This window comes from Massilia sp. Root418, from assembly GCF_001425265.1.
Taxonomy (GTDB): Bacteria; Pseudomonadota; Gammaproteobacteria; order Burkholderiales; family Burkholderiaceae_D; genus Rugamonas.
On the sequence record NZ_LMEC01000021.1, the window covers coordinates 253617 to 273722 of the forward strand.

The following is a 20106-nucleotide window of genomic DNA, read 5'->3' on the forward strand; positions in this document are numbered from 1 at the left end:
GTTTGCGGCGTGAAGTTCGGATAAATATTTTTAATTGAAACCGCAGTTTTCAATCCCCAGCTCTCCTAACGATATGAGGACTGGCGATTGAAAACGGCATTCTGATAGGAGCACATCATGGAGTTTGATATGGTCGATAACGCAGCTTTGGGCACCGTCATCAAGGTCGTCGGCGTCGGCGGAGCAGGTGGCAATGCAGTTCAGCACATGATCAACAAGGGTATGAGCGGCGTGGAGTTCATCGCCGCCAATACCGACGCGCAGGCGCTGTCGGCCTCGAAGGCGAGCAACATCATCCAGATCGGCGAGACCGGCCTGGGCGCGGGCATGAAGCCGGAAGTGGGCCGCAAGCTGGCCGAAGAATCGCGCGCGCGCATTGAAGACGCGCTGCGCGGCGCGCACATGGTGTTCATCGCCGCAGGCATGGGCGGCGGCACCGGCACCGGCGCCGCGCCGATCGTCGCAGAAGTGGCGAAAGCCATGGGCGCGCTGACCGTGGCGGTGGTGTCGAAACCGTTCTCGCACGAAGGCCAGAAGTGCATGGACATCGCCGACGAAGGCCTGGAGCAGCTGAGCCAGAACGTCGACTCGCTGATCGTGATCCTGAACGAGAAGCTGGAAGAGATCTACGAAGACGAATCGCTGATCGAGTGGCTGCAGCACGCCGACGATGTGCTCAACAACGCGGTGGCCGGCATTGCCGAGATCATCAACGTGCCGGGCCACATCAACGTCGACTTCAACGACGTGAAAACCATCATGGGCGAGCAGGGCAAGGCCATGATGGGCACCGCCACCGCGTCCGGCGTGGACCGCGCACGCATCGCCGCCGAGCAGGCCGTGGCCTCGCCGCTGCTGGACGGCGTGGACCTGTCCGGCGCGCGCGGCGTGCTGGTGAACGTGACCGCGTCGCGCGGCCTGAAAGGTAAAGAGATCAAGGAAGTCATGGCTGCCGTGCGCGCCTTCGCCGCGCCGGACGCGTCGATCGCGCAGGGCATCGCCTACGACGACGAGATGGGCGACGCGATCCGCGTGACCGTGGTGGCCACCGGCCTGGGCAAGGGCAAGAAGCATGTGCAGCTGGTACAGCAGCCAATGCTGCGCACCGGCACCCACAACGCCCCGCAGGCAGCGCTGGGCGGCGGCGCCGTGACCTCGTCGGTGACGATGGGCGGCGCGGGCGGCGGCATTTCGGGCGGCGGCGCGCAAGCGTTCGACGGCATGAAAGCACCGGCCGTGTGGCGCCGCGAATCGGCTTCCGAGCAGGTCAACGCGCTGCAGAAGTCGGGCATGGAGACCTACGACATCCCGGCCTTCCTGCGCAAGCAAGCCGACTAAGTCCGCTTCCGACGCTTCCCCGTAACCTCTGGCATACTGCTAGTTCGTGCCAGAGGCATGCCGCGCCCTGCGCGGCTTTTTTACAACCATACAAAAGGAGTCAAGACATGACCATCAAGATTGGCGACAAACTGCCGGAAGGCACCCTGTCCGAATTCATCGAAACCGAAACCGAAGGCTGCTCGCTGGGCCCGAACACGTTCAAAGTCGAAGACCTGGTCAAGGGCAAGAAGATCGCGATCTTCGGCCTGCCAGGCGCCTACACCCCTACCTGCTCGGCGCAGCACGTGCCGGGCTACGTCAAGCACGCCGCCGACCTGAAGGCCAAGGGCGTGGACGAGATCTGGTGCATCAGCGTGAACGACGCCTTCGTCATGGGCGCCTGGGGCCGCGACCAGAAAGCCACCGGCACCGTGCGCATGATGGCTGACGGCAACGCCGCCTACTCCAAGGCACTGGGCCTGGACGCCGACTTCAGCAAGTTCGGCATGGGCACCCGCTCGCAGCGCTACTCCATGCTGGTGGAAGACGGCGTGGTCAAGCAGCTCAACGTGGAACAGGGCGGCAAGTTCGAAGTCTCGAACGCGGAAACCCTGCTGGGCCAGCTGTAATCACAGCCCCTCCGCAGCACAGCAAGACGGCGCCGAGGCGCCGTTTTTTGTTTACGCGGCTTTTTGCGCGGCGCTTTTTACCGGCTTGCGGCTGCGGCGCTTGGGGGCCAGCATGACGCCGCTGCAGGACGGGGCGCCGCAGTAGCAGGCGAAGGCGCGCTTGACGGCGGGCGTGTGGCGCGCCTCGTAGATCAGGGCGTAGTTGTAGTTGAGCTCATCGCCGGCTTCGATGTGGTGCAGCGAGTAGATGAACACCCGGCCGTCTTCCTCGTAGGCTTCGCAGTTCGGTTCGCAGGCGTGGTTGATGAAGCGCGCCTCGTTGCCGCCGCTGCCGCCGTCGATCAGATTGCCGTCTTCCAGGCTGAAGAAGAAGGTGTGGTTGATGGGGCCGCCGCCCGCTTCCGCGCGGCGCGCCGACTCGTCGCTGGTGATGCGCTCGCCGGTGTACTCGATGATGCGCGTGCCGGGCGGGATATCCACGCGCGCGAACACGCCGCGGCCGTGGATGGGCGATTCTTTGACGATGAAGAGCGGGGTGTCGGTGGAGGTCAGCATGGCGGTAATATACCGTGCTTGCGGCGCGCGTGCCATACCCGCCGCAAGCGTGTCATGCCGCCGTCAGAACCAGCCGTTCTCGGACAGCATTACCTTCTTGTAGTAGTCGATATTGGCGCGCGTGGCGAACCAGGCGGCGCCGACGATCCACAGCGCGCGGTCGACCGATTGCTCGGGCATGCCGAGCGCCACCAGCACCAGGCCGATGAGGGTGCTGGCCACCATGGTCAGCAGGGTGTAGCTGATGGCTTTGCGCCACATGCCCTTGACCAGGTAGTAGATCGTGCTGAACAGGAAGGCCCAGATATTGAAGCTGACCCGAAAGCGCTCGCCGAAAGCCAGCTCCTTGAACCTGGGCAGCTTCACGCCGCCCGCTTTTTCCAGCAGTGCGAATTTGTGTTTCCAGCCGGGCGACAACGACAGGTAGGCGGCGTTGTCTTTGCTGGTGGTTTCGGACAATGATGCGGCCGGCGGGGCGTACGGGGAAGGCTGGTCCATGTGGTCTTTTTCGCGGATGGTGGATGGAGTCGAATTCTACGACTCCGTCACCGCGCGAATGTACGTGCATTGTCACAAATCTGTATCTGAGTGGAAATTATTGTATCCCTGGCGTACAGCCGGCCGGTGGGCCGGCTGCGCCGCGTTCAGTCGGCGGCCGGGAAGTCCAGCGCCGTGTCGTTGACGCGGTTCACCAGGTTGGTGAACGTGATGCTGGAAATCGCGAGCAGGGTGTCGACGATTTGCGCGTCGCTGTAGCCTGCCGCTTTCACTGCCGCCACCACCTCGGCCGGTACGGTACCGCTGCTGGTGGCCAGGGCGTGGGCGAAGCTGGCCAGGGCGTCGGTGCGTTCGTCGCCGGAGGGCTCGCCTTTGCGCACGGCCAGGATGGCTGGACGGCTCAAGCCGGCTTTCGACCCCATCAGCGTGTGCGCGGCCAGGCAGTAGTCACAGCCCGCGTCTTCGCTGATGGCCAACTTGATGACCTCGATTTCCCTGGCGCTCAGGCTGGATTTTTTCAGCGCGCCGTCCAGGTTGAGGGCGGCTTCCAGTGCTACCGGGCTGTTGCTGCCCACTGCCACATAGGCGTTCGGCACCATGCCGATGGCGCCTTTGATGGCGGTGAACAGCTGGGCGGCGTGGCCGGTGGCTTCAGGGATGGCGATGGTGTGCAGGCGGCTCATGATGGTTTCCTTTTCAGTTGGGGACCGACTGGTTTGTGTGTCGGCATGGAAAGAAGTTTAAGCCGCTGGGATGAATCTTTTAATGCCTGAAATGCGCTAAAATTTGCTCAACCGTCTCATCTGAGGAAGGTCATGGATGCCTTGAGCCGTTTGTTGTCGCTGCACCCGGTACACACCGCGCTGGACATCCGCTGCCATTTCGGCGCGCCGTGGATGCTGGACCATCCGGCGGAGGCGCCCGGCGTGGCGCCGTATCACCTGATCGTCAGCGGCGGCGGGTGGCTGGACATGGACGGGCGGCAGCGCATCGCTGTGCAGGCGGGCGACATCGTGCTGTTCCCGCACGGCGCAGCGCACCGCCTGCACACGGGCGCGCCGCAGCCGCTGGCGCCGGTGCAGCGCGCAGCCGATGCCGGCGGCGTGGTGCGCGTGTTCGAGAACGGCGGCACGGGCGCCGTCACCGACATCCTGTGCGGCAGGCTGGAGTTCGGCGCGGCCGGGCAGGCCGGTGCGCAGCACGCCTTGCTGGCGGCGCTGCCGGACCTGATCCATGTCCGCACGGCAGGGCGCGCCGATTTTGCCGGACTGCACGCGCTGATTGCCATGCTGCGCGCCGAGACGGAAACGGTAAGGCCGGGCGCAGGCGCCGTGGTGTCGCAGCTGGCCTCGGCCCTGTTCGCGCTGCTGATGCGGGCCTGGCTGGAGCAGGCGGCCGCCATGCCGGGCCTGTTCGCCCTGCTGGCCGAGCCGCGCCTGCAGCCGGCGCTGCTCGCCATGCTGGCCGAGCCTGACAAGCCCTGGACCCTGGAACAGCTGGCAGGCCGGTGCCACATGTCGCGCGCCACGTTCGCGCGGGTGTTCCAGAAGGCGGCGGGCGGCACGCCGGCCGCCGTGCTCACGCAAACGCGGATGGCAAGGGCAGCGGGCTTGCTGGCGCAGGGCCGCCTGCCGGTGGGGCAGATCGCGGAACAGGTGGGCTATCAGTCCGAGGCCGCGTTCAACCGCGTGTTCAAGCGCAGCTACGGCGTCGGCCCCGGCGCCTACCGCCGCAGCGCTGCCTGAACCGACGCACGGCAAGGTGCGCAGGCTACAGCCAGCCCTCGTCGTCCAGCACCATCTTCTTGAAGTAGTCGATATTGGCGCGGGTGGCGAACAGGGCGGAGGGAATGAAGCAGACCAGCGCCGACGCCATCACGCTTTGCAAGCCCAGCGCGCCTGCCACCAGCCGCGCGGCGCCCACCAGCACGGCCGCCAGCAGGCACAGCGCCAGCGCCTTGCGGCCCATGCCCTTGGCCAGGTAGTAGAACGGCCCGAACAGGAAAGCCCAAGGATTGAACAGCACCATGGCGCGCTCGGCCAGGCTCAGTTCGATCGACTGCGGCAGCTCCACGCCGCCGCCTTTGTGCAGCGCGGCGAAAATGGACTTCCAGCCCGGCGACAAACCCGGCAGCGCGATCGCCGTGGCCGCGACGTCGGCGCCGCAATTGAAGCAGAAGTGGGCGGTGGACGAAGCCTGGGATCCGCAGTGCTGGCAGAACGGCATGGGTTTCCTTGCGAAACTTGGGTAGAGGGATGCTTGCCATGATACCGTCCCGCACCGCCGCAAAAACACTCGCTTTGTCACAGCGGGGCGCGCGGCGCGGAATAAAGTCCGTGCGCCGGCCCGCCTGTGCGTAAACGCAACAGTTGCTATAATGGTTCGCTCCCTCACACACGCCGCCCGCCGCGCGCAAGGAGCTCCTCTGACACCGCAAGCCGAAAACCTGCGCAGCATCTACGCCATGCTGATCGCTGTCGCCATGTTCGCGCTGATGGACACGGCCATGAAACTGCTGTCCGCCCACTATCCCGCCGTGCAGGTGACTGCGCTGCGCTCGCTGTCCTCGCTGCCGCTGCTGTGCGCCTACATTGCCTACCGCGGCAAGTTCGGCGGCCTGCACAAAGTGCGCTGGCCCTTGCAGCTGCTGCGCGGCGTGCTGGGTATCGGCATGCTCACCATGTTCGCCTACGCGCTGCGCAGCCTGCCGCTGGCCGACACCTATTCCATTTTCTTCATCGCTCCCGCGCTGATCACGGCGCTGTCGGTGTTCATCCTGAAGGAAAAAGTGGACGCCATGCAGTGGGTGGCCATCGTGGTGGGCCTGGCCGGCGTGCTGGTGGTGCTGCGCCCGGACGGCAGCAACTTTATTTCGCTGGCGGGCCTGGCCGTGCTGGGCTCGGCCGCCTGCTATGCGGTGTCCGCCATCGCCAGCCGCATCCTGAGCCGCACCGACGCCAGCGAGCACATCATGTTCTGGCTGCTGGTGATGATGAGCACCGGCTCGGTGGCCATGGCGTGGCAGGGCTGGGTGGCGATCCGGCCCGAAGACTGGCTGGTCATCGGCGGGCTGGCGCTGAGCGGCTTCTTCGGCCAGCTGGCCATCACCATTGCCTTCAGCACCGGCAAGGCGTCCATCGTGGCGCCGTTTGAATATTCGGCGCTGGCCTGGGGCGTGGCGATCGACTGGCTGCTGTGGGACACGCTGCCGGACGCCTACACCCTGCTGGGGGCGGCCATCATCATCGGCAGCGGCGTCTACCTGGTGCGGCGCGAGGCAGTGCACGCCGAAGCCGAGCACCCCTAACTCCGCTATAATTTGCCGATGTTAAAACAACGCACCATCAAAGAAAAAGTCTGCACCACCGGCGTCGGCCTGCACTCGGGCACCAAGGTGGTGCTCACCCTGCGTCCCGCCGCGCCGGGCGTGGGCGTCGTGTTCCGCCGCGTGGACCAGGAGCCGCCGGTGGAATTTCCGGCCAGCGCCATGGCCGTGACCGACACCCGCATGGCTACCGTGCTGAGCAAGGGCGACATCCGCATCTCCACTGTCGAGCACCTGATGTCGGCCTGCGCCGGCCTGGGCATCGACAACCTGTACGTGGACGTGAGCGCCGAAGAAATCCCCATCATGGACGGCTCGGCCTCGTCCTTCGTCTACCTGTTGCAGCAGGCCGGCGTGCAGGAGCAGGACGCGGCCAAGAAATTCATCCGCGTGCTGAAACCCGTGGAAGTGCGGGAGGGCAAGCCCGGCAACGAGAAGTGGGCGCGCCTGGTGCCGCACGACGGCTTCAAGCTGGATTTCTTCATCGAGTTCAACCACCCCGCCGTGGACGGCACGGCGCAGCGCGCCACGGTCGACTTCGGCGACGTCACTTATGTGCAGGCAATCGCCCGCGCGCGCACCTTCGGCTTCATGCAGGACGTGGAAATGCTGCGCGGCATAGGCCTGGCGCGCGGCGGCTCGCTGGAGAACGCCATCGTGATGGACGAGTACCGCATCCTCAACGCGGACGGGCTGCGCTATGACGACGAGTTCGTGCGCCACAAGATCCTGGACGCGATCGGCGACCTGTTCCTGGTCGGCCACCCGCTGGTGGCCAGCTACGAGGCGCACAAGTCCGGCCACGCGCTGAACAACCAGCTGCTGCGCGCGCTGCTGGCGGACCCGGAAGCGTATGAAATCGTGACCTACGACACGCTGGAGGCGGCGCCGGAATCCTACGTGCGCCAGATGACGCACGAGTGGGACCTGAGCCAATAATCAATAATCCGTGATCAGTGATCAGTGATCAGCGATCAGCGATCGTGATCAGTAATCGGGCCGGTCGCGGCGGCGCTGCACCAGTAGCTGCAGCGCCTGGATCAGGCTGTCGTTCTGCTTGCTCTGTTCCAGCGACTTGCTCAATTCCTCGAAAGCGGTGACGGCCGTGGGCGGCAGGGTCAGCGCCCGCATCTGCTCCTTGATCTCGGCCGCCTTCATCATCTGCACCCGCAGCTTGATGTTGGTGACATGCCAGCCGCGCTTGAGCAGTGCGTCCTGCAGTTTCGGCAACTGCTGTTTGAGCTTGGCCGCCACGGCCGAACTGGGCGTGGACAAGAGCAGGTTGCCCTCCTCGAACGCAAGGATCTCGCACAGGCTGAACATGCTGGGCAGGGTGGCGGCGCAATCCTTCTGCAGCGCGGCCATGCGCTCGACTGCCGGCAGCAGGGCAGCCATCTTGTCGTTTCTTTTAAGAAAGTCCGTGGCGACCTTGGGTGTCCGGCCTTGATTGAGGGAATTGAAAAAGCGCATGGCCGAAACATACCACAGCCCGCCTGCCCGCCCAAGCGAACTGAGCCGCATTTTGCCGACTTCGGGGTCTGACCCCGATTGGGTGGCAAATGCGGCTCAGTTCGCTTGTAGGAATGGGACGAAAGTGGCGGAAAAATCCGGATTAGTTACAATTGTGGCTATTGTTATACAGGGCAATAACCCAACCTTGGCCGGACGGCATGATAAAATCATCGGTCTTTTGCCCCCGGCAAGCTGAGCACCTTACACCATAGCTTTTTTTAACGGCGTTAACCAATGTCCTTACTGACCCAGATTTTCGGCAGCCGCAACCAGCGTCTGCTCAAGCAATATCAAAAAACGGTACGCGAAATCAATGCGCTCGAGCCGGCCATGGAAAAGCTGTCGGATGCCGAGCTGCAAGCGAAAACCCCCGCCTTCAAGGAACGCATCGCCAACGGCGAAACGCTGGACGCGCTGCTGCCGGAAGCGTTCGCCGTGTGCCGCGAGGCGTCCAAGCGCGTATTCAAGATGCGCCACTTCGACGTGCAGCTGATCGGCGGCATGGTGCTGCACTTCGGTAAGATCGCTGAAATGGGCACCGGCGAGGGCAAGACCCTGACCGCGACCCTGCCGGCTTACCTCAATGCGCTGTCGGGCAAGGGCGTGCACATCGTGACCGTCAACGATTACCTGGCGCAGCGCGACGCCGAAACCATGGGCAAGCTGTACGCCTGGCTGGGCCTGAGCACCGGCATCAACCTGTCGCAGATGGAGCACGCGGCCAAGCAGGCCGCCTACGGTTCGGACATCACCTACGGCACCAACAACGAATTCGGCTTCGATTACCTGCGCGACAACATGGTGTTCGAAGCGCGCGACCGCGTGCAGCGCGCGCTCAATTTCGGCATCGTCGATGAAGTCGACTCCATCCTGATCGACGAAGCCCGCACCCCGCTGATCATCTCCGGCCAGGCCGAGAACCACACCGACCTGTACTACAAGATCAACGAAGTGCCGAAGATGCTGACCCAGCAGATCGGCGAGGAAACCTCGGACGGCAAGGGCAACATCGAAGTGCCGGGCGATTACACCAAGGACGAGAAGGCGCACTCGGTGCTGCTGACCGAAGCCGGCCACGAGAAGGCCGAAGGCATCCTGGTGCAGATGGGCCTGCTGCCTGAAGGCGCGTCGCTCTACGACTCGGCCAACATCACCCTGGTGCACCACCTGTACGCGGCGCTGCGCGCGCACGCGCTGTACTTCAAGGACCAGCACTACGTGGTGCAGAACAATGAAGTGGTGATCGTCGACGAATTCACCGGCCGCCTGATGACGGGCCGCCGCTGGTCGGACGGCCTGCACCAGGCGGTGGAAGCGAAAGAGGGCGTGAAGATCCAGAACGAGAACCAGACGCTGGCCTCGATCACCTTCCAGAACTACTTCCGCATGTACGGCAAGCTGGCCGGCATGACCGGTACCGCCGACACCGAAGCCTACGAATTCCAGGAAATCTATGGCCTGGAAACCGTGGTGATCCCGCCCAACCGCCCGTCGGCGCGCAAGGACAAGCAGGACCAGGTCTACAAGACCAACCAGGAAAAATACAACGCCATGATGCTGGATATCCGCGACTGCTACGAGCGCGGCCAGCCTGTCCTGGTGGGCACCACCTCGATTGAAAACTCGGAACTGCTGTCGGGCATCCTCACCAAGGGCGGCCTGCCGCACAACGTGCTGAACGCCAAGCAGCACGCCCGCGAAGCGGAAATCATCGCCCAGGCGGGCCGTCCGCAAGCCATCACCATCGCCACCAACATGGCCGGCCGCGGTACCGACATCGTGCTGGGCGGTAACGTGGAAAACCAGATCAAGTTCATCGATGCCAATCCCGAGCTGAGCGACGCCGACAAGGCGGCGCAAGCCCAGGCGCTGCGCGACGGCTGGCAGGCGCTGCACGAGCAAGTAGTGGCCGCCGGCGGCCTGCACATCGTGGGCACCGAGCGCCACGAGTCGCGCCGCGTCGACAACCAGCTGCGCGGCCGCGCGGCGCGCCAGGGCGACCCGGGTTCCTCCCGCTTCTACCTGTCGCTGGACGATCCTTTGCTGCGCATCTTCGCGGGCGACCGCGTGCGCGCCGTGATGGACCGCCTGAAGATGCCGGAAGGCGAACCGATCGAGGCGGGCATCGTGTCGCGCTCCATCGAATCGGCGCAGCGCAAGGTCGAGGCGCGCAACTTCGATATCCGCAAGCAGCTGCTGGAATACGACGACGTCGCCAACGACCAGCGCAAGGTGATCTACCAGCAGCGCAACGAGCTGCTGGAAGCGACCGACATTTCCGAGATGATCGCCTCGCTGCGCCACGGCCTGTTCACCGACATCGTGCGCGAGTACGTGCCGGAAGAGTCGGTGGAAGAGCAGTGGAACATCAAGGGCCTGGAAACGGTGCTGGCCTCCGAATGGCAGGTGCAGGTGGACCTGCAGGCTGCGCTGGCGGCCGATTCCAGCCTGACCGACGAGGAAGTGCTGGAAAAGGTGCTGGCCGCGGCCGACGCCGTGTACCAGGCCAAGATCGACATGGTGGGCAAGGAAGCGTTCGGCGGCTTCGAGCGCAACGTCATGCTGCAAAGCGTGGACAGCCACTGGCGCGAGCACCTGGCCGCGCTGGACCACCTGCGCCAGGGTATCCACCTGCGCGGCTACGCGCAGAAGAATCCCAAGCAGGAATACAAGCGCGAAGCGTTCGAGCTGTTCGGCCAGATGCTGGACCTGATCAAGAACGAGGTGGTGCGCCACGTGATGACGGTGCGCATCCAGTCGCGCGAGGAAATCGACGCGGCGGAAGCGGCCATGCAGGCCACCCACCTGGAGAACGTACACTACCAGCACGCCGACTTCAATCCGAACGCGGCGCCGGAAGAATTGCTGGCGCCGACGGCGGCAGCGCCGGCCGCGGCTGCCGACGACGGCATGCGCGTGGGCCGCAACGACCCTTGCCCTTGCGGCAGCGGCAAGAAGTACAAGGCTTGCCACGGCAAGCTGGCCTAAGCAAGATCGAACCGGAGCCTGGCTCCGGTTTTTTTTTACGCGCGCACCGGCGAGCTGCGCGGAATCACGATGCGCACCGCCGTGCCCTGGCCCGGCTGCGATTCCACCGCAACCCGTCCGCCCAGCACGCCGGTGACGATGTTGTAGACGATGTTCATGCCCAGCCCGGTGCCGCCGCTGCCCATCTTGGTGGTGAAGAAGGGATCGAACACGTGGCGCCTGACCTCGTCGGGCATGCCGGCGCCGTTGTCGCTGAACAGCACCTCCACCATGTTCCCGTCCAGTTCGCGCGCGCTGATGGCGATGGCGCAGTCGCTGCGCCCGTCGAAGGCGTGCACCAGGGCGTTGTTGATCAGGTTGTTGAAGATCTGGTACCAGCTGCCCGGATAGGAGTCCAGCGCCAGGCCGGGCGGCACGTCGAAGGTGGTGGCGCAGCAGGCGCGGCGCAGGCGCGGCACATAGGTCGCCGCCGTGTCCAGCACCACTGCCTGCAGCTTGAACACGCGGCGCTGGTCGTTGGTCTGGTCCACCGCGATCTGCTTGAATGACGCGATCAGGTTGGCCGCCTTGTTGAGCGAGCTTGAAATCAGCCCGGAGGCCAGCTTCACTTCCGCATTGTAGTTGGTGAGCGCGGAGCGGCGCAGGGTGCCGCCGCTGAGCATGGCCTCGAATTCCTGCACGCGGTCGCCCAGCGCGGTGGAGGCCAGCAGGCTGTTGCCGATCGGCGTGTTGAGCTCGTGCGCGATGCCGGCCACCAGCGAGCCCAGCGACGCCATCTTCTCGGCCGCCAGCAGGTCGTGCTGGGTGCGCTGCAGGGTCTGCAGCGCGTGCGACAGGTCGGCGTTGGCGCGCTCCAGCTCGGCCGAGCGCTCGCGCACCCGGCTTTCCAGCGAGGCGTTCAATTCCTCCAGCTCCTGCTTGGCCCGCAGCTCGGCCGTCATGTCCAGCAGCGCCCAGATGATGGCGTCCACCCCGTCCAGGTTCAGCGAGGACGACCAGATCGCCACCTGGCCGGTGCCCCCGTCGCGCAGGGCCATGCTGGCCACTTCGCCGTGCACGCTGCCGTTGCGCATGTAGAGCTGCCAGATGCGCTCGCGCTCCTCCGGCGCCCCCCAAAAGGTAAAGGCGTCCGAGCGCTTGCCGATCAGCTGCTCCGGGCCGTAGCCGAAGGCGCGCGTGAGGGCCTGGTTGGCGCCGATGATGTGGCCGTGGCGGTCGGTCACGCTGAGCGGCACGGGCGCCATGTCGAACAGGGTCTTGAAGCGCGCTTCCGATTCGGACAGGCGCTGCTGCGACGCTTCCAGCTGCAGCACCCGTTCGCGCAGCGCCTCGCTCATCGAATTCAGCGAGCGCGCATACACTTCGATCTCGTCGCCTTCGCCTTCCGGCAGGCGGCGGCCGAAGGCGCTCAGCATCATCTGCTCGGTCTGGCCGGTGAGGGTGCGCAGGCGCCGGCCTATGCCTTGGGTGAAGGCGAAGAACAGCAGCACGCCCAGCGCCAGGCCGAACAGGGAAATCAGGCCCGACTGCAGGAACACTTCCTCGCGCGCCTTGCTCAGCTCGCTCGTCGAGAGGCCGAAGTTGAGCGAGCCGATCTGGTTATCCTTGAGCAGGATGGGGGCGCGCGCGTGCAGGGTGCCGTCGCGCTGCCAGGTGCGCACGCCATTCATGGCCGGCGCGCTGCCGTCGCGCAGCGCCGCCGGCAGTTCGGCCGGGCGCTCGCCGGCGGTGGCCACCGGCACGTCGTTCTGGTCCAGCACGACGATGTAGCGCACGAAGCTGTCCTGCGGGTCGGACAGCATCTCGCTCCAGTAGTCGCTCAACTCGCTGAGCCGGCCGCGGATGGCGTAGGGGCTCAGGGTGAGGTTCAGCGTGACGGCGTACTCGTGCGCTACGCGCTCGGCGTTCTTGCCCACCGCGTTGTCCATCACGCGCTGGCTGTTGCCGATCAACAGGGCCACCACCAGCGCCTGGACGATGGCACTCAACAACAGAAACTTCGCGCGCAGCGATAAAGTCACACCCACTCCCAGCTGTCCAGGACCGCGTGGTCCTCCAGCCAGCAATATACCGTATGCAACTATGCAAGGGGAGGGGCTGGCGCCTTTTCCCCCGCGTAAACGGCACAGCGCCCGCCGGGCGGACCGGGCGGGCGCTGCTGGGGTAGGCTGCCGGTAAGGTGGGCTTACGGCAGGGTCAGGATGACCTTGACGCTGTCGTCCACGGCCGACTTGTCGATGTAGCCGATGGCCTTGGGATCGTCCGCCACGGCCTTCTTCACCTCGGCGTTGGACTTGTACTCCTTGGGCGGCGTGGCCTTGCCGGTAAACACCAGCTTGGACCAGATGGCTTTCACCTGGGCCGCATCCTTTTCCGCCACTTTCTGGTAGAAGTCGTTGCGGATGGCCGAGCCTTCGGCCTGGTCCACCGGCGTGAACATATTCGATTTGCCCAGGAAGAACTGGGAGGCCTGCTCCGAGAACATGCGGGTGGCCGGGTTGGCCTTGTTGACGATCACCACCGTTTCGGCCGAGGCCGGCACGGCAGCCGCGGCGAAGGCAGCCAGGATCAGGGAGGTCGTTATTTTTTTCATAGAGATCACCTTAGAATACGAAATCCAGACCGGCTGCCACCACGGTCACGCTGTCCTTCTGGCCGGCGGCCGGCGTGAAGATCAGCTGGCCCGACTTGACCTTGGGCTTGACGCGGTCGACCTGCACCTTCAGCGCCATGGACTTGGCGAAGTCCCAGCGTACGCCGACCAGGTCGGTCGATTGCTCGGGCGAGACCAGCAGGTTGTTGACGGCGGCGTTCAGCGCGGGAATCTTGGCCAGCGCGGCCGGCACGGTAATCGAGCTGCCGGCGCCCTTGCTGGCGGCGTGTGCGTAGTAGGGCAGCACTTTGCCGACGCGGTAGCCGGCCATGGCGTACCAGGAATTGGTTTCCGGGATGTAGACCGGGTCGTGCGCGCGGCGCTGCGCGTACTCGGACTGGATCACGATGTTGTTCCAGTCCACCGTCAGGCCCAGTTCGGTGAAGCTCATTTTCTTGCCTTGCACGATGCCCAGGTCCTGGCCCAGCTGGCCGAAGCCCACTTGCTTCAGGGTGGCGGCCAGGCTGTTGATCGGCAGCAGGTTGTCGCTATGCAGCTCGGCGCGGGCGTGGCCCAGGCGCAGGGTGACCGGACCGCGTTCCAGCGACAGGCTCACGCCCTGGGCCGGCGCGCGGTACTTGGCGACCGAGCCGCCCGCGGTCGGCACGAACAGCTTGCCGCGGCTGGAGCCGAAGAAGGCTTGCGCGGTGAAGTTGGTGTCGCCGAAGGCGTGCTGGTAGTTCATGTCCACGCCGTCCACGTTCTCGATCGGGTCCTGGCCGTAGACTTCGATCGGCGGACGCATCATGGTGTTGGCGTAGCCCACGTTCTGGTAGTCGGAGATCAGGAAGGCCGGGATCACCACGCGGCCGACGCGCACGCTGATTTCGTCGTTCACCTTCATCTTCAGGAAGGCCCAGGTCAGGTCGGTGGTGAAGCTGGGGCTGGTGTTCTTGCGGGTCAGCACCTGCGCGGTGCCGGACAGCCAGTCGTTGATCTTGTAGGTGGCTTGCAGGCCGAGATTGGTGTCCAGGCCCAGGCGCGGGCTGTCGCCGACGCCGGTGGCCTGGTTGTAGCGGGCGAACTGGGCGGTGTCGCTGTCGCTCTTGGCGGCAGCCAGCGTGCCGAAGCCGCTGATGCTCAGGTTACCGTCGTCCAGGGAGCCTGCCTGGGCTTGCATGACGCTGCAGGCGGCCAGGACGGATGCTACTAGAAGTTGCTTTTTCATCGTACGGATTCCAATCACATTATTTTTCAAGAAAGCGGCGAGCACGGGGCACCGCATGCGTCGCCTACCTTAGATGAATTTCTTTCAGGCATCATCGAGAAAACGTTGTACTGAGCAAGTACTCTAAAATTCTGTGGCTTTTTAGCGATAAATAGTGGGCAATTCGGCATGATTGCCGTGCTGTTGAGCGATTTTGCAAAATTGGACAAAATACAGTGGGCGCCGCCGCTGTGACTGAAAGTAGCGGACCGCATGGGGCCGCCGCAGGTATTACAATAACGGCTTCCCATACACTTGCCCGAGAACCCACATGGCCGTCAATTCCCCCATCCCCGTCGCTGCTGATCTGAAGCCGGTTGCCGGTATCGAGATCGGTTTTGCCGAAGCCGGCATCAAGAAACCGAACCGCAAGGACTTGCTGGTGCTGCGCCTGGCGCCGGGCGCCACCGTGTCCGGCGTGTTCACCTTGAACCGCTTCTGCGCCGCGCCGGTGCAGATCTCGAAGGCCAACCTGGCGGCCGTGAACGCCGGCGGCCAGCCGATCCGCGCGCTGATGGTCAACACCGGCAACGCCAACGCCGGCACCGGTGACGAAGGCCTGGCGCGCGCGCAGCAGAGCTGCGCCGCGCTGGCCGGTCTGCTGGGCTGCGAAGCCGGCCAGATCCTGCCGTTCTCCACCGGCGTGATCCTGGAGCCGCTGCCGGTCGACCGCATCGTGGCCGGCCTGCCCGCCGCCGTGGCCAACCTGACGGGCGACAACTGGTTCAACGCGGCCGAAGCCATCATGACCACCGACACCCAGCCCAAAGCCGGCTCGCGCACGGTGGACATCGGTGGCCACAAGGTGACCCTGACTGGCATCTCCAAGGGCGCCGGCATGATCAAGCCGAACATGGCCACCATGCTGGGCTTCCTGGCCTTCGACGCCAAGGTGGCGCAGCCGGTGCTGGACGTGCTGGTCAAGCAGGCTGCCGACCAGTCCTTCAACTGCATCACCATCGACGGCGACACCTCCACCAACGATTCCTTCATGCTGGTCGCCACCGGCGCCGGCACGCTGGAAGTGAATTCGGTCGACTCGCCCGAGTTCAAGGCGCTGGCCGCCGCGGTGACCGAGCTGTCCGTGTTCCTCGCCCAAGCCATCATCCGCGACGGCGAAGGCGCCACCAAGTTCATGACGATCACGGTGGAAGACGGCAAGGACGTGGATGAATGCCGCAAGATCGCGTATTCCATCGCCCACTCGCCGCTGGTCAAGACCGCCTTCTTCGCCTCCGACCCCAACCTGGGCCGCATCCTGGCCGCCATCGGCTACGCGGGCGTGGAAGACCTGGACGTGAGCACGCTCAACCTGTACCTGGACGATGTGTGGGTGGCCAAGAATGGCGGCCGCAACCCGGACTACAAGGAAGAAGACGGCCAGCGCGTGATGAAGCAGAGCGAGATCGGCGTGCGCGTGAAGCTGGCGCGCGGCAACGCCAAGGCCACTGTGTACACCTGTGACCTGTCGCACGACTACGTCAGCATCAACGCCGACTACCGCTCCTGATATGGCGACCCCACTTGAGCAGTTCCTGGTGCGCGCCGAGGCCTTGCTGCAAAGGGTGGAGGCCATCCTGCCGCAAGCGCCGCGCGAGCCGGACTGGAAGCTGGGCCATGCCTACCGCTGGCGGCGCGGAAACGGCGGCGGCGGCGCCAGCCACCTGCAGGCGGTGAAGCACGTGTCCAGCATTGCGCTGGACGACCTGCACAACATCGGCCCGCAAAAGGCCGCCATCGAGCAGAATACGCGCCAGTTCGTGTCCGGCCGGCCGGCCAACAACGTGCTGCTCACGGGCGCGCGCGGCACCGGCAAATCGTCGCTGATCAAGGCATGTTTGAACCAGTTCGCGCAAGATGGGCTGCGCCTGATCGAAGTCGACAAGGCCGACCTGGCCGAACTGCCGGACATCGTGGACCTGGTGGCGGGGCGTCCCGAGCGCTTCATCATCTTCTGCGACGACCTGTCGTTCGAAGAAGGTGAGAGCGGCTACAAGGCGCTCAAGGTGGCGCTGGACGGCTCGATTGCCGCCCAGTCCAACAACGTGCTGATCTACGCCACCTCCAACCGGCGCCACCTGATGCCGGAGCGCATGGCCGACAATATGAGCTACACGCACGACGAGGACGGCGACCTGCATCCCGGCGAAACGGTGGAAGAGAAGATCTCGCTGTCCGAGCGTTTCGGTTTGTGGCTGTCGTTCTACGCCTTCAAGCAGGACGACTACCTCGACATCTGCGCGCACTGGCTGGCCAGCTTCGGCTGCACGCCGGCGCAGGTGGACGCGGCGCGCGGCGACGCGCTGCGCTGGGCGCTGCAGCGCGGCTCGCGCTCGGGCCGCGTGGCCTGGCAGTTCGCCAAGGACTATGCCGGCAAACTTCCCGAGGGTACGGCATGAGCGACCAGAAAGTGGACGTCGCGGTCGGCATCCTGATCCAGCCTAACGGCGACGTGCTCCTGGGCCAGCGCCCGGCCGGCAAACCCTATGACGGCTACTGGGAATTCCCCGGCGGCAAGGTCGATCCGGGCGAGACGGTGCTCGAAGCGCTCAAGCGCGAGTTTCTTGAAGAGCTGGGATTGACGATCAACAGCGCGCAGGCGTGGTGCGGTATCGAGCACGTCTACCCGCACGCCCACGTGCGGCTGCACTTCTACATCAGCCGCGACTGGCACGGCGAACCGCAAAGCCTGGAAGGCCAGGCTTTCGCATGGCAAGGCACGGTGGGCGTCGAACCGCTGCTGCCGGCCACCATCCCTCTGCTCGCATGGCTGGAGCAGATCCGCCACGATCCGGCTGCGCTGCCCTAAAAAATGGAAAAATGGGGTCAGGGTTAGTCTTCGCGTCCGCGAAAACTAACCCTGACCCCATTTTTTTTATTCTTCGTCGAGCGGATCGCGCGGCGGCGCGGCGGGGATGGCGTATTTCTCTTCAGCCCAGGCGCCCAGGTCGATTTGCTTGCACCGTTCGGAACAGAAGGGGCGGTATTTGTTTTTTTCGCTCCACTCCACTTTGGCGGAGCAGGTCGGGCATTCAACTACGGTCATGGCTATTCTTTAAAAATTACAGAGCGTGAGCTCGAATGGTACATCTTCTTCCAGCGGCTTGGGTTTCAGGTCGCCGCCCTGGGTGGTGAAGCGCACCCACAGCATGTATTTGTTGGCCGAGATTTCGGGAATCGCACCCATGGATTCGTCCAGCGTCAGCCGCAGCATCTGGTACACCTTGCCTTGCAGCATTTGCTGGTAGCTGCCGGCGTTGGCGATCATCTTGACCGGGCCGCCCGAGTCGCGCAGCAGGCGCAGCACCAGGGCCAGCGCGTCGAACAGCGGCGCCAGCGGGGCGAACCAGCCGGCGATGTCGTTGAAGCGCTGCTCGGCGCTGCGTTTTTGCCAGGCGTAGTAGGAGGGCAGGTCGAATTCGCAGGCGCCGCCGGGGATGATGGTGCGGCCGCGTATGCTCATCAGCCATTCATTGTCGCGCACGTTCTGGCCGGTCTTGCCCTGGGCGGCGACGAGGGCGCTGCTCACGCTGTCCAGCTCGGACAGGATGGCATCCAGCGTTTCTGCCTGTACATTCGGGTTGGAACGGTAGCTCAGCAAAGTCTGGCGCTGGCGCTCCAGTTCCTGCAGCAAGTCCGACTTCAGGTCCGCCCGGCCTGCCACTTCGAGCATGTCGAAGATCGTGGCCAGCGCGACGTGGTGCTGCATGGGGTGTTCTTGATGCACAAAGAACTTGAATTTCTCGTACAGGTCTTCCAGCCGCAACAACGTGCGTATGCGCTCGTTGAAAGGGTATTCGTAGACAATCAAAATGACTTCCCTCTATAGATGGGCCTGCAAAGAATTCCGTGATTCTGAACCAAGCGAAGCAAAATTACAAACGTTGCGATGGTATTGTTATCGTTCCTGCGGAAAATGCCAGGTATAAATTGTGTAATCGCGCAATTTGCGGCCCCAATGCGGCCAATTCCCCCTCATTATTAATGATATCGTCCGCCGCTGCCAACCGCGCTGAACGGGGCGCCTGCGCCGCCATGATGGCTTGCACCTGGGCGGCCGGCATGTTGTTGCGGGCCATCACACGCGCCACCTGCACCGCCTCGGGGCAGTCGACCACCAGCACGCGCTGCACCCGGCTGCGCCAGGTGCCGGACTCGACCAGCAGCGGCACGTCGTAGATCACATAGGGGCCGGTGGCGGCCGCGCCTGCCGCTTCGGCGGCGCTGCGGATCAGGGGATGGAGGATGGCTTCGAGCCTGGCCTTGGCGGTGGCGTCGCTAAACACCAGCGCGCGCATGCGGGCGCGGTCCAGGGCACCGCTGGCGTCGGCGAATTCGGCGCCGAATTCGGCCAGCAGGGCCGGCATGGCGGGGCCGCCCGGCACGGTCATGCTGTGGGCGATGCGGTCAGTGTCGACTATGGTGGCGCCCAGCTCGGCGAAGCGCGCCGCCACTGCACTCTTGCCGCTGCCGATACCGCCGGTGAGGCCGACGCTGAACTTGCCTTCCACGCTGGGTGTGCCGGCCGCCACGTCAGTTGCCCAGCAGGCTGGAGGTGAGGTTGGCCAGCGGGCCGCCGAACATCAGGGCGATCATGCCGGCTGCCGCCAGGTAGGGGCCGAAAGGGATGGGATTGTTGCGGCCGCGTTTGGCGAACACCATGAGGCAGATGCCGACCACCGCGCCCACCACGGACGACAGCAGGATGATGGTGGGCAGCGTGGCCCAGCCCAGCCAGGCACCCAGCGCTGCCAGCAGCTTGAAGTCGCCGTAGCCCATGCCTTCCTTGCCGGTGGCCAGCTTGAAGAGCCAATAGATCGACCACAGCGCCAGGTAGCCGGCCGCCGCGCCGATCACGGCGTCCTGCAGCGGCACGAACATGCCGTTGATGTTGAGCAGCAGGCCGGCCCACAGCAGTGGCAGGGTCAGGTCGTCCGGCAGCAGCTGGGTGTCGGCGTCGATGAAGGTCATGGCGATCAGCATGTAGGCGAAGAACAGCGTGGCCAGGCCCATCCAGCCGCTGCCGAACTGCCACACCAGCGCGGCCGACAGCAGGCCCGTGAAGGCTTCGATGACGGGGTAGCGCGGCGAGATCTTCGCCTTGCAGTTGCTGCACTTGCCGCCCAGGACCAGGTAGCTCACCACGGGGATGTTTTCCAGCGCGGTGATCTGGTGCTGGCAATGCGGGCAGGCAGAGCGCGGCGCCACCAGGCTGTAGCGCGTGGTGTGCGGCAGCTCCTTGCCCAGTTCGGACGCCACGTAGTTGTCCGACTCGCGCTGCATCATGATGGGCAGGCGGTGGATGACGACGTTCAGGAAGCTGCCGATCAGCAGGCCGAATATGCCGGCCGCAACGGCGGCAATCAGGGTGGCGGGCGGGGCGAACAGCAAGATATCCTGCATCGGTGGGTTCCGGTGG

The 20106-nt window shown here is 64.7% G+C and carries 21 protein-coding genes; 9 read left to right on the forward strand and 12 right to left on the reverse strand.

All coding sequences use genetic code 11. The features are described from left to right. Window positions 1–117 precede the first annotated feature (117 nt). Together ftsZ and ASC94_RS19235 are read left to right on the forward strand one after the other, a co-directional pair. Window positions 118–1338 carry a cell division protein FtsZ gene (ftsZ, locus tag ASC94_RS19230; protein ID WP_056398835.1) on the forward strand — a complete coding sequence of 407 codons (1221 nt, stop codon included), beginning with the start codon at window positions 118–120 and terminating at the stop codon, window positions 1336–1338. A gap of 107 nt (window positions 1339–1445) precedes the next feature. Next, window positions 1446–1949: a peroxiredoxin gene (locus ASC94_RS19235; protein ID WP_056398838.1), complete on the forward strand. Its 504-nt coding sequence runs from the start codon at window positions 1446–1448 to the stop codon at window positions 1947–1949. Between the two features lie 51 nt (window positions 1950–2000). On the opposite strand, the gene ASC94_RS19240 is transcribed toward ASC94_RS19235, so the two are convergent. The 3 genes from ASC94_RS19240 to ASC94_RS19250 form a co-directional block, all read right to left on the reverse strand. Further along, window positions 2001–2504: an SET domain-containing protein gene (locus ASC94_RS19240; RefSeq protein ID WP_056399685.1), complete on the reverse strand. Its 504-nt coding sequence runs from the start codon at window positions 2502–2504 to the stop codon at window positions 2001–2003. 63 nt (window positions 2505–2567) lie between these two features. Continuing rightward, complete coding sequence (locus ASC94_RS19245; protein ID WP_082616670.1) at window positions 2568–3002, reverse strand: DUF2628 domain-containing protein; 435 nt, start codon at window positions 3000–3002, stop codon at window positions 2568–2570. A 146-nt stretch (window positions 3003–3148) separates the two neighbouring features. After that, window positions 3149–3685: a carboxymuconolactone decarboxylase family protein gene (locus ASC94_RS19250; RefSeq protein ID WP_056398861.1), complete on the reverse strand. Its 537-nt coding sequence runs from the start codon at window positions 3683–3685 to the stop codon at window positions 3149–3151. Between the two features lie 132 nt (window positions 3686–3817). Between ASC94_RS19250 and ASC94_RS19255 the strand changes: the two genes are divergently transcribed. Then, window positions 3818–4747 carry an AraC family transcriptional regulator gene (locus tag ASC94_RS19255; protein WP_056398866.1) on the forward strand — a complete coding sequence of 310 codons (930 nt, stop codon included), beginning with the start codon at window positions 3818–3820 and terminating at the stop codon, window positions 4745–4747. A gap of 25 nt (window positions 4748–4772) precedes the next feature. On the opposite strand, the gene ASC94_RS19260 is transcribed toward ASC94_RS19255, so the two are convergent. After that, window positions 4773–5228, reverse strand: coding sequence for a DUF2628 domain-containing protein (locus tag ASC94_RS19260; protein ID WP_056398870.1), 456 nt, complete (start codon window positions 5226–5228; stop codon window positions 4773–4775). 238 nt (window positions 5229–5466) lie between these two features. On the opposite strand from ASC94_RS19260, the gene ASC94_RS19265 reads away from it, so the two are divergent. After that, on the forward strand, window positions 5467–6309 hold the full coding sequence (locus tag ASC94_RS19265) for a DMT family transporter (RefSeq protein ID WP_056398875.1): 843 nt from the start codon (window positions 5467–5469) through the stop codon (window positions 6307–6309). 18 nt (window positions 6310–6327) lie between these two features. Further along, entirely contained in the window at window positions 6328–7266 is a 939-nt protein-coding gene (lpxC, locus tag ASC94_RS19270; RefSeq protein WP_056398882.1) for a UDP-3-O-acyl-N-acetylglucosamine deacetylase, read from the forward strand. Between the two features lie 48 nt (window positions 7267–7314). Here lpxC and ASC94_RS19275 read toward each other — a convergent pair whose 3' ends face one another. After that, window positions 7315–7722, reverse strand: coding sequence for a DciA family protein (locus ASC94_RS19275; protein WP_229417339.1), 408 nt, complete (start codon window positions 7720–7722; stop codon window positions 7315–7317). 351 nt (window positions 7723–8073) lie between these two features. On the opposite strand from ASC94_RS19275, the gene secA reads away from it, so the two are divergent. Continuing rightward, window positions 8074–10827 carry a preprotein translocase subunit SecA gene (gene secA / locus ASC94_RS19280; RefSeq protein ID WP_056398885.1) on the forward strand — a complete coding sequence of 918 codons (2754 nt, stop codon included), beginning with the start codon at window positions 8074–8076 and terminating at the stop codon, window positions 10825–10827. Between the two features lie 35 nt (window positions 10828–10862). On the opposite strand, the gene ASC94_RS19285 is transcribed toward secA, so the two are convergent. The 3 genes from ASC94_RS19285 to ASC94_RS19295 form a co-directional block, all read right to left on the reverse strand. Further along, a complete protein-coding gene (locus ASC94_RS19285; protein WP_056398886.1) occupies window positions 10863–12848 on the reverse strand; it encodes an ATP-binding protein in 1986 nt (661 codons plus the stop codon). Between the two features lie 164 nt (window positions 12849–13012). After that, window positions 13013–13420 (reverse strand): hypothetical protein, encoded by a 408-nt coding sequence (locus ASC94_RS19290; protein ID WP_056398889.1) that lies wholly within the window; start codon window positions 13418–13420, stop codon window positions 13013–13015. 10 nt (window positions 13421–13430) lie between these two features. Continuing rightward, on the reverse strand, window positions 13431–14648 hold the full coding sequence (locus ASC94_RS19295; protein ID WP_056398892.1) for a porin: 1218 nt from the start codon (window positions 14646–14648) through the stop codon (window positions 13431–13433). Between the two features lie 310 nt (window positions 14649–14958). Between ASC94_RS19295 and argJ the strand changes: the two genes are divergently transcribed. The 3 genes from argJ to ASC94_RS19310 are packed head-to-tail and all read left to right on the forward strand — an operon-like array spanning window position 14959 to window position 17496. Further along, window positions 14959–16197: a bifunctional glutamate N-acetyltransferase/amino-acid acetyltransferase ArgJ gene (argJ, locus tag ASC94_RS19300; protein WP_056398896.1), complete on the forward strand. Its 1239-nt coding sequence runs from the start codon at window positions 14959–14961 to the stop codon at window positions 16195–16197. Window position 16198: 1 nt separating this feature from the next. Next, window positions 16199–17086: an ATP-binding protein gene (locus ASC94_RS19305; protein WP_056398901.1), complete on the forward strand. Its 888-nt coding sequence runs from the start codon at window positions 16199–16201 to the stop codon at window positions 17084–17086. Further along, window positions 17083–17496: an NUDIX domain-containing protein gene (locus tag ASC94_RS19310; protein ID WP_056398908.1), complete on the forward strand. Its 414-nt coding sequence runs from the start codon at window positions 17083–17085 to the stop codon at window positions 17494–17496. Before ASC94_RS19305 ends, ASC94_RS19310 begins: the two co-directional genes overlap by 4 nt. Before the next feature lie 66 nt (window positions 17497–17562). Here the strand turns inward: ASC94_RS19310 and yacG are convergent, their stop codons facing one another. The 4 genes from yacG to ASC94_RS19330 form a co-directional block, all read right to left on the reverse strand. After that, on the reverse strand, window positions 17563–17733 hold the full coding sequence (gene yacG, locus ASC94_RS19315) for a DNA gyrase inhibitor YacG (RefSeq protein WP_056398912.1): 171 nt from the start codon (window positions 17731–17733) through the stop codon (window positions 17563–17565). A 9-nt stretch (window positions 17734–17742) separates the two neighbouring features. Further along, complete coding sequence (gene zapD, locus ASC94_RS19320; RefSeq protein WP_056398915.1) at window positions 17743–18498, reverse strand: cell division protein ZapD; 756 nt, start codon at window positions 18496–18498, stop codon at window positions 17743–17745. A gap of 64 nt (window positions 18499–18562) precedes the next feature. After that, complete coding sequence (gene coaE / locus ASC94_RS19325; protein WP_229417340.1) at window positions 18563–19219, reverse strand: dephospho-CoA kinase; 657 nt, start codon at window positions 19217–19219, stop codon at window positions 18563–18565. A 1-nt stretch (window position 19220) separates the two neighbouring features. After that, window positions 19221–20090 carry an A24 family peptidase gene (locus ASC94_RS19330; RefSeq protein WP_056398917.1) on the reverse strand — a complete coding sequence of 290 codons (870 nt, stop codon included), beginning with the start codon at window positions 20088–20090 and terminating at the stop codon, window positions 19221–19223. Between the last annotated feature and the right edge of the window lie 16 nt (window positions 20091–20106).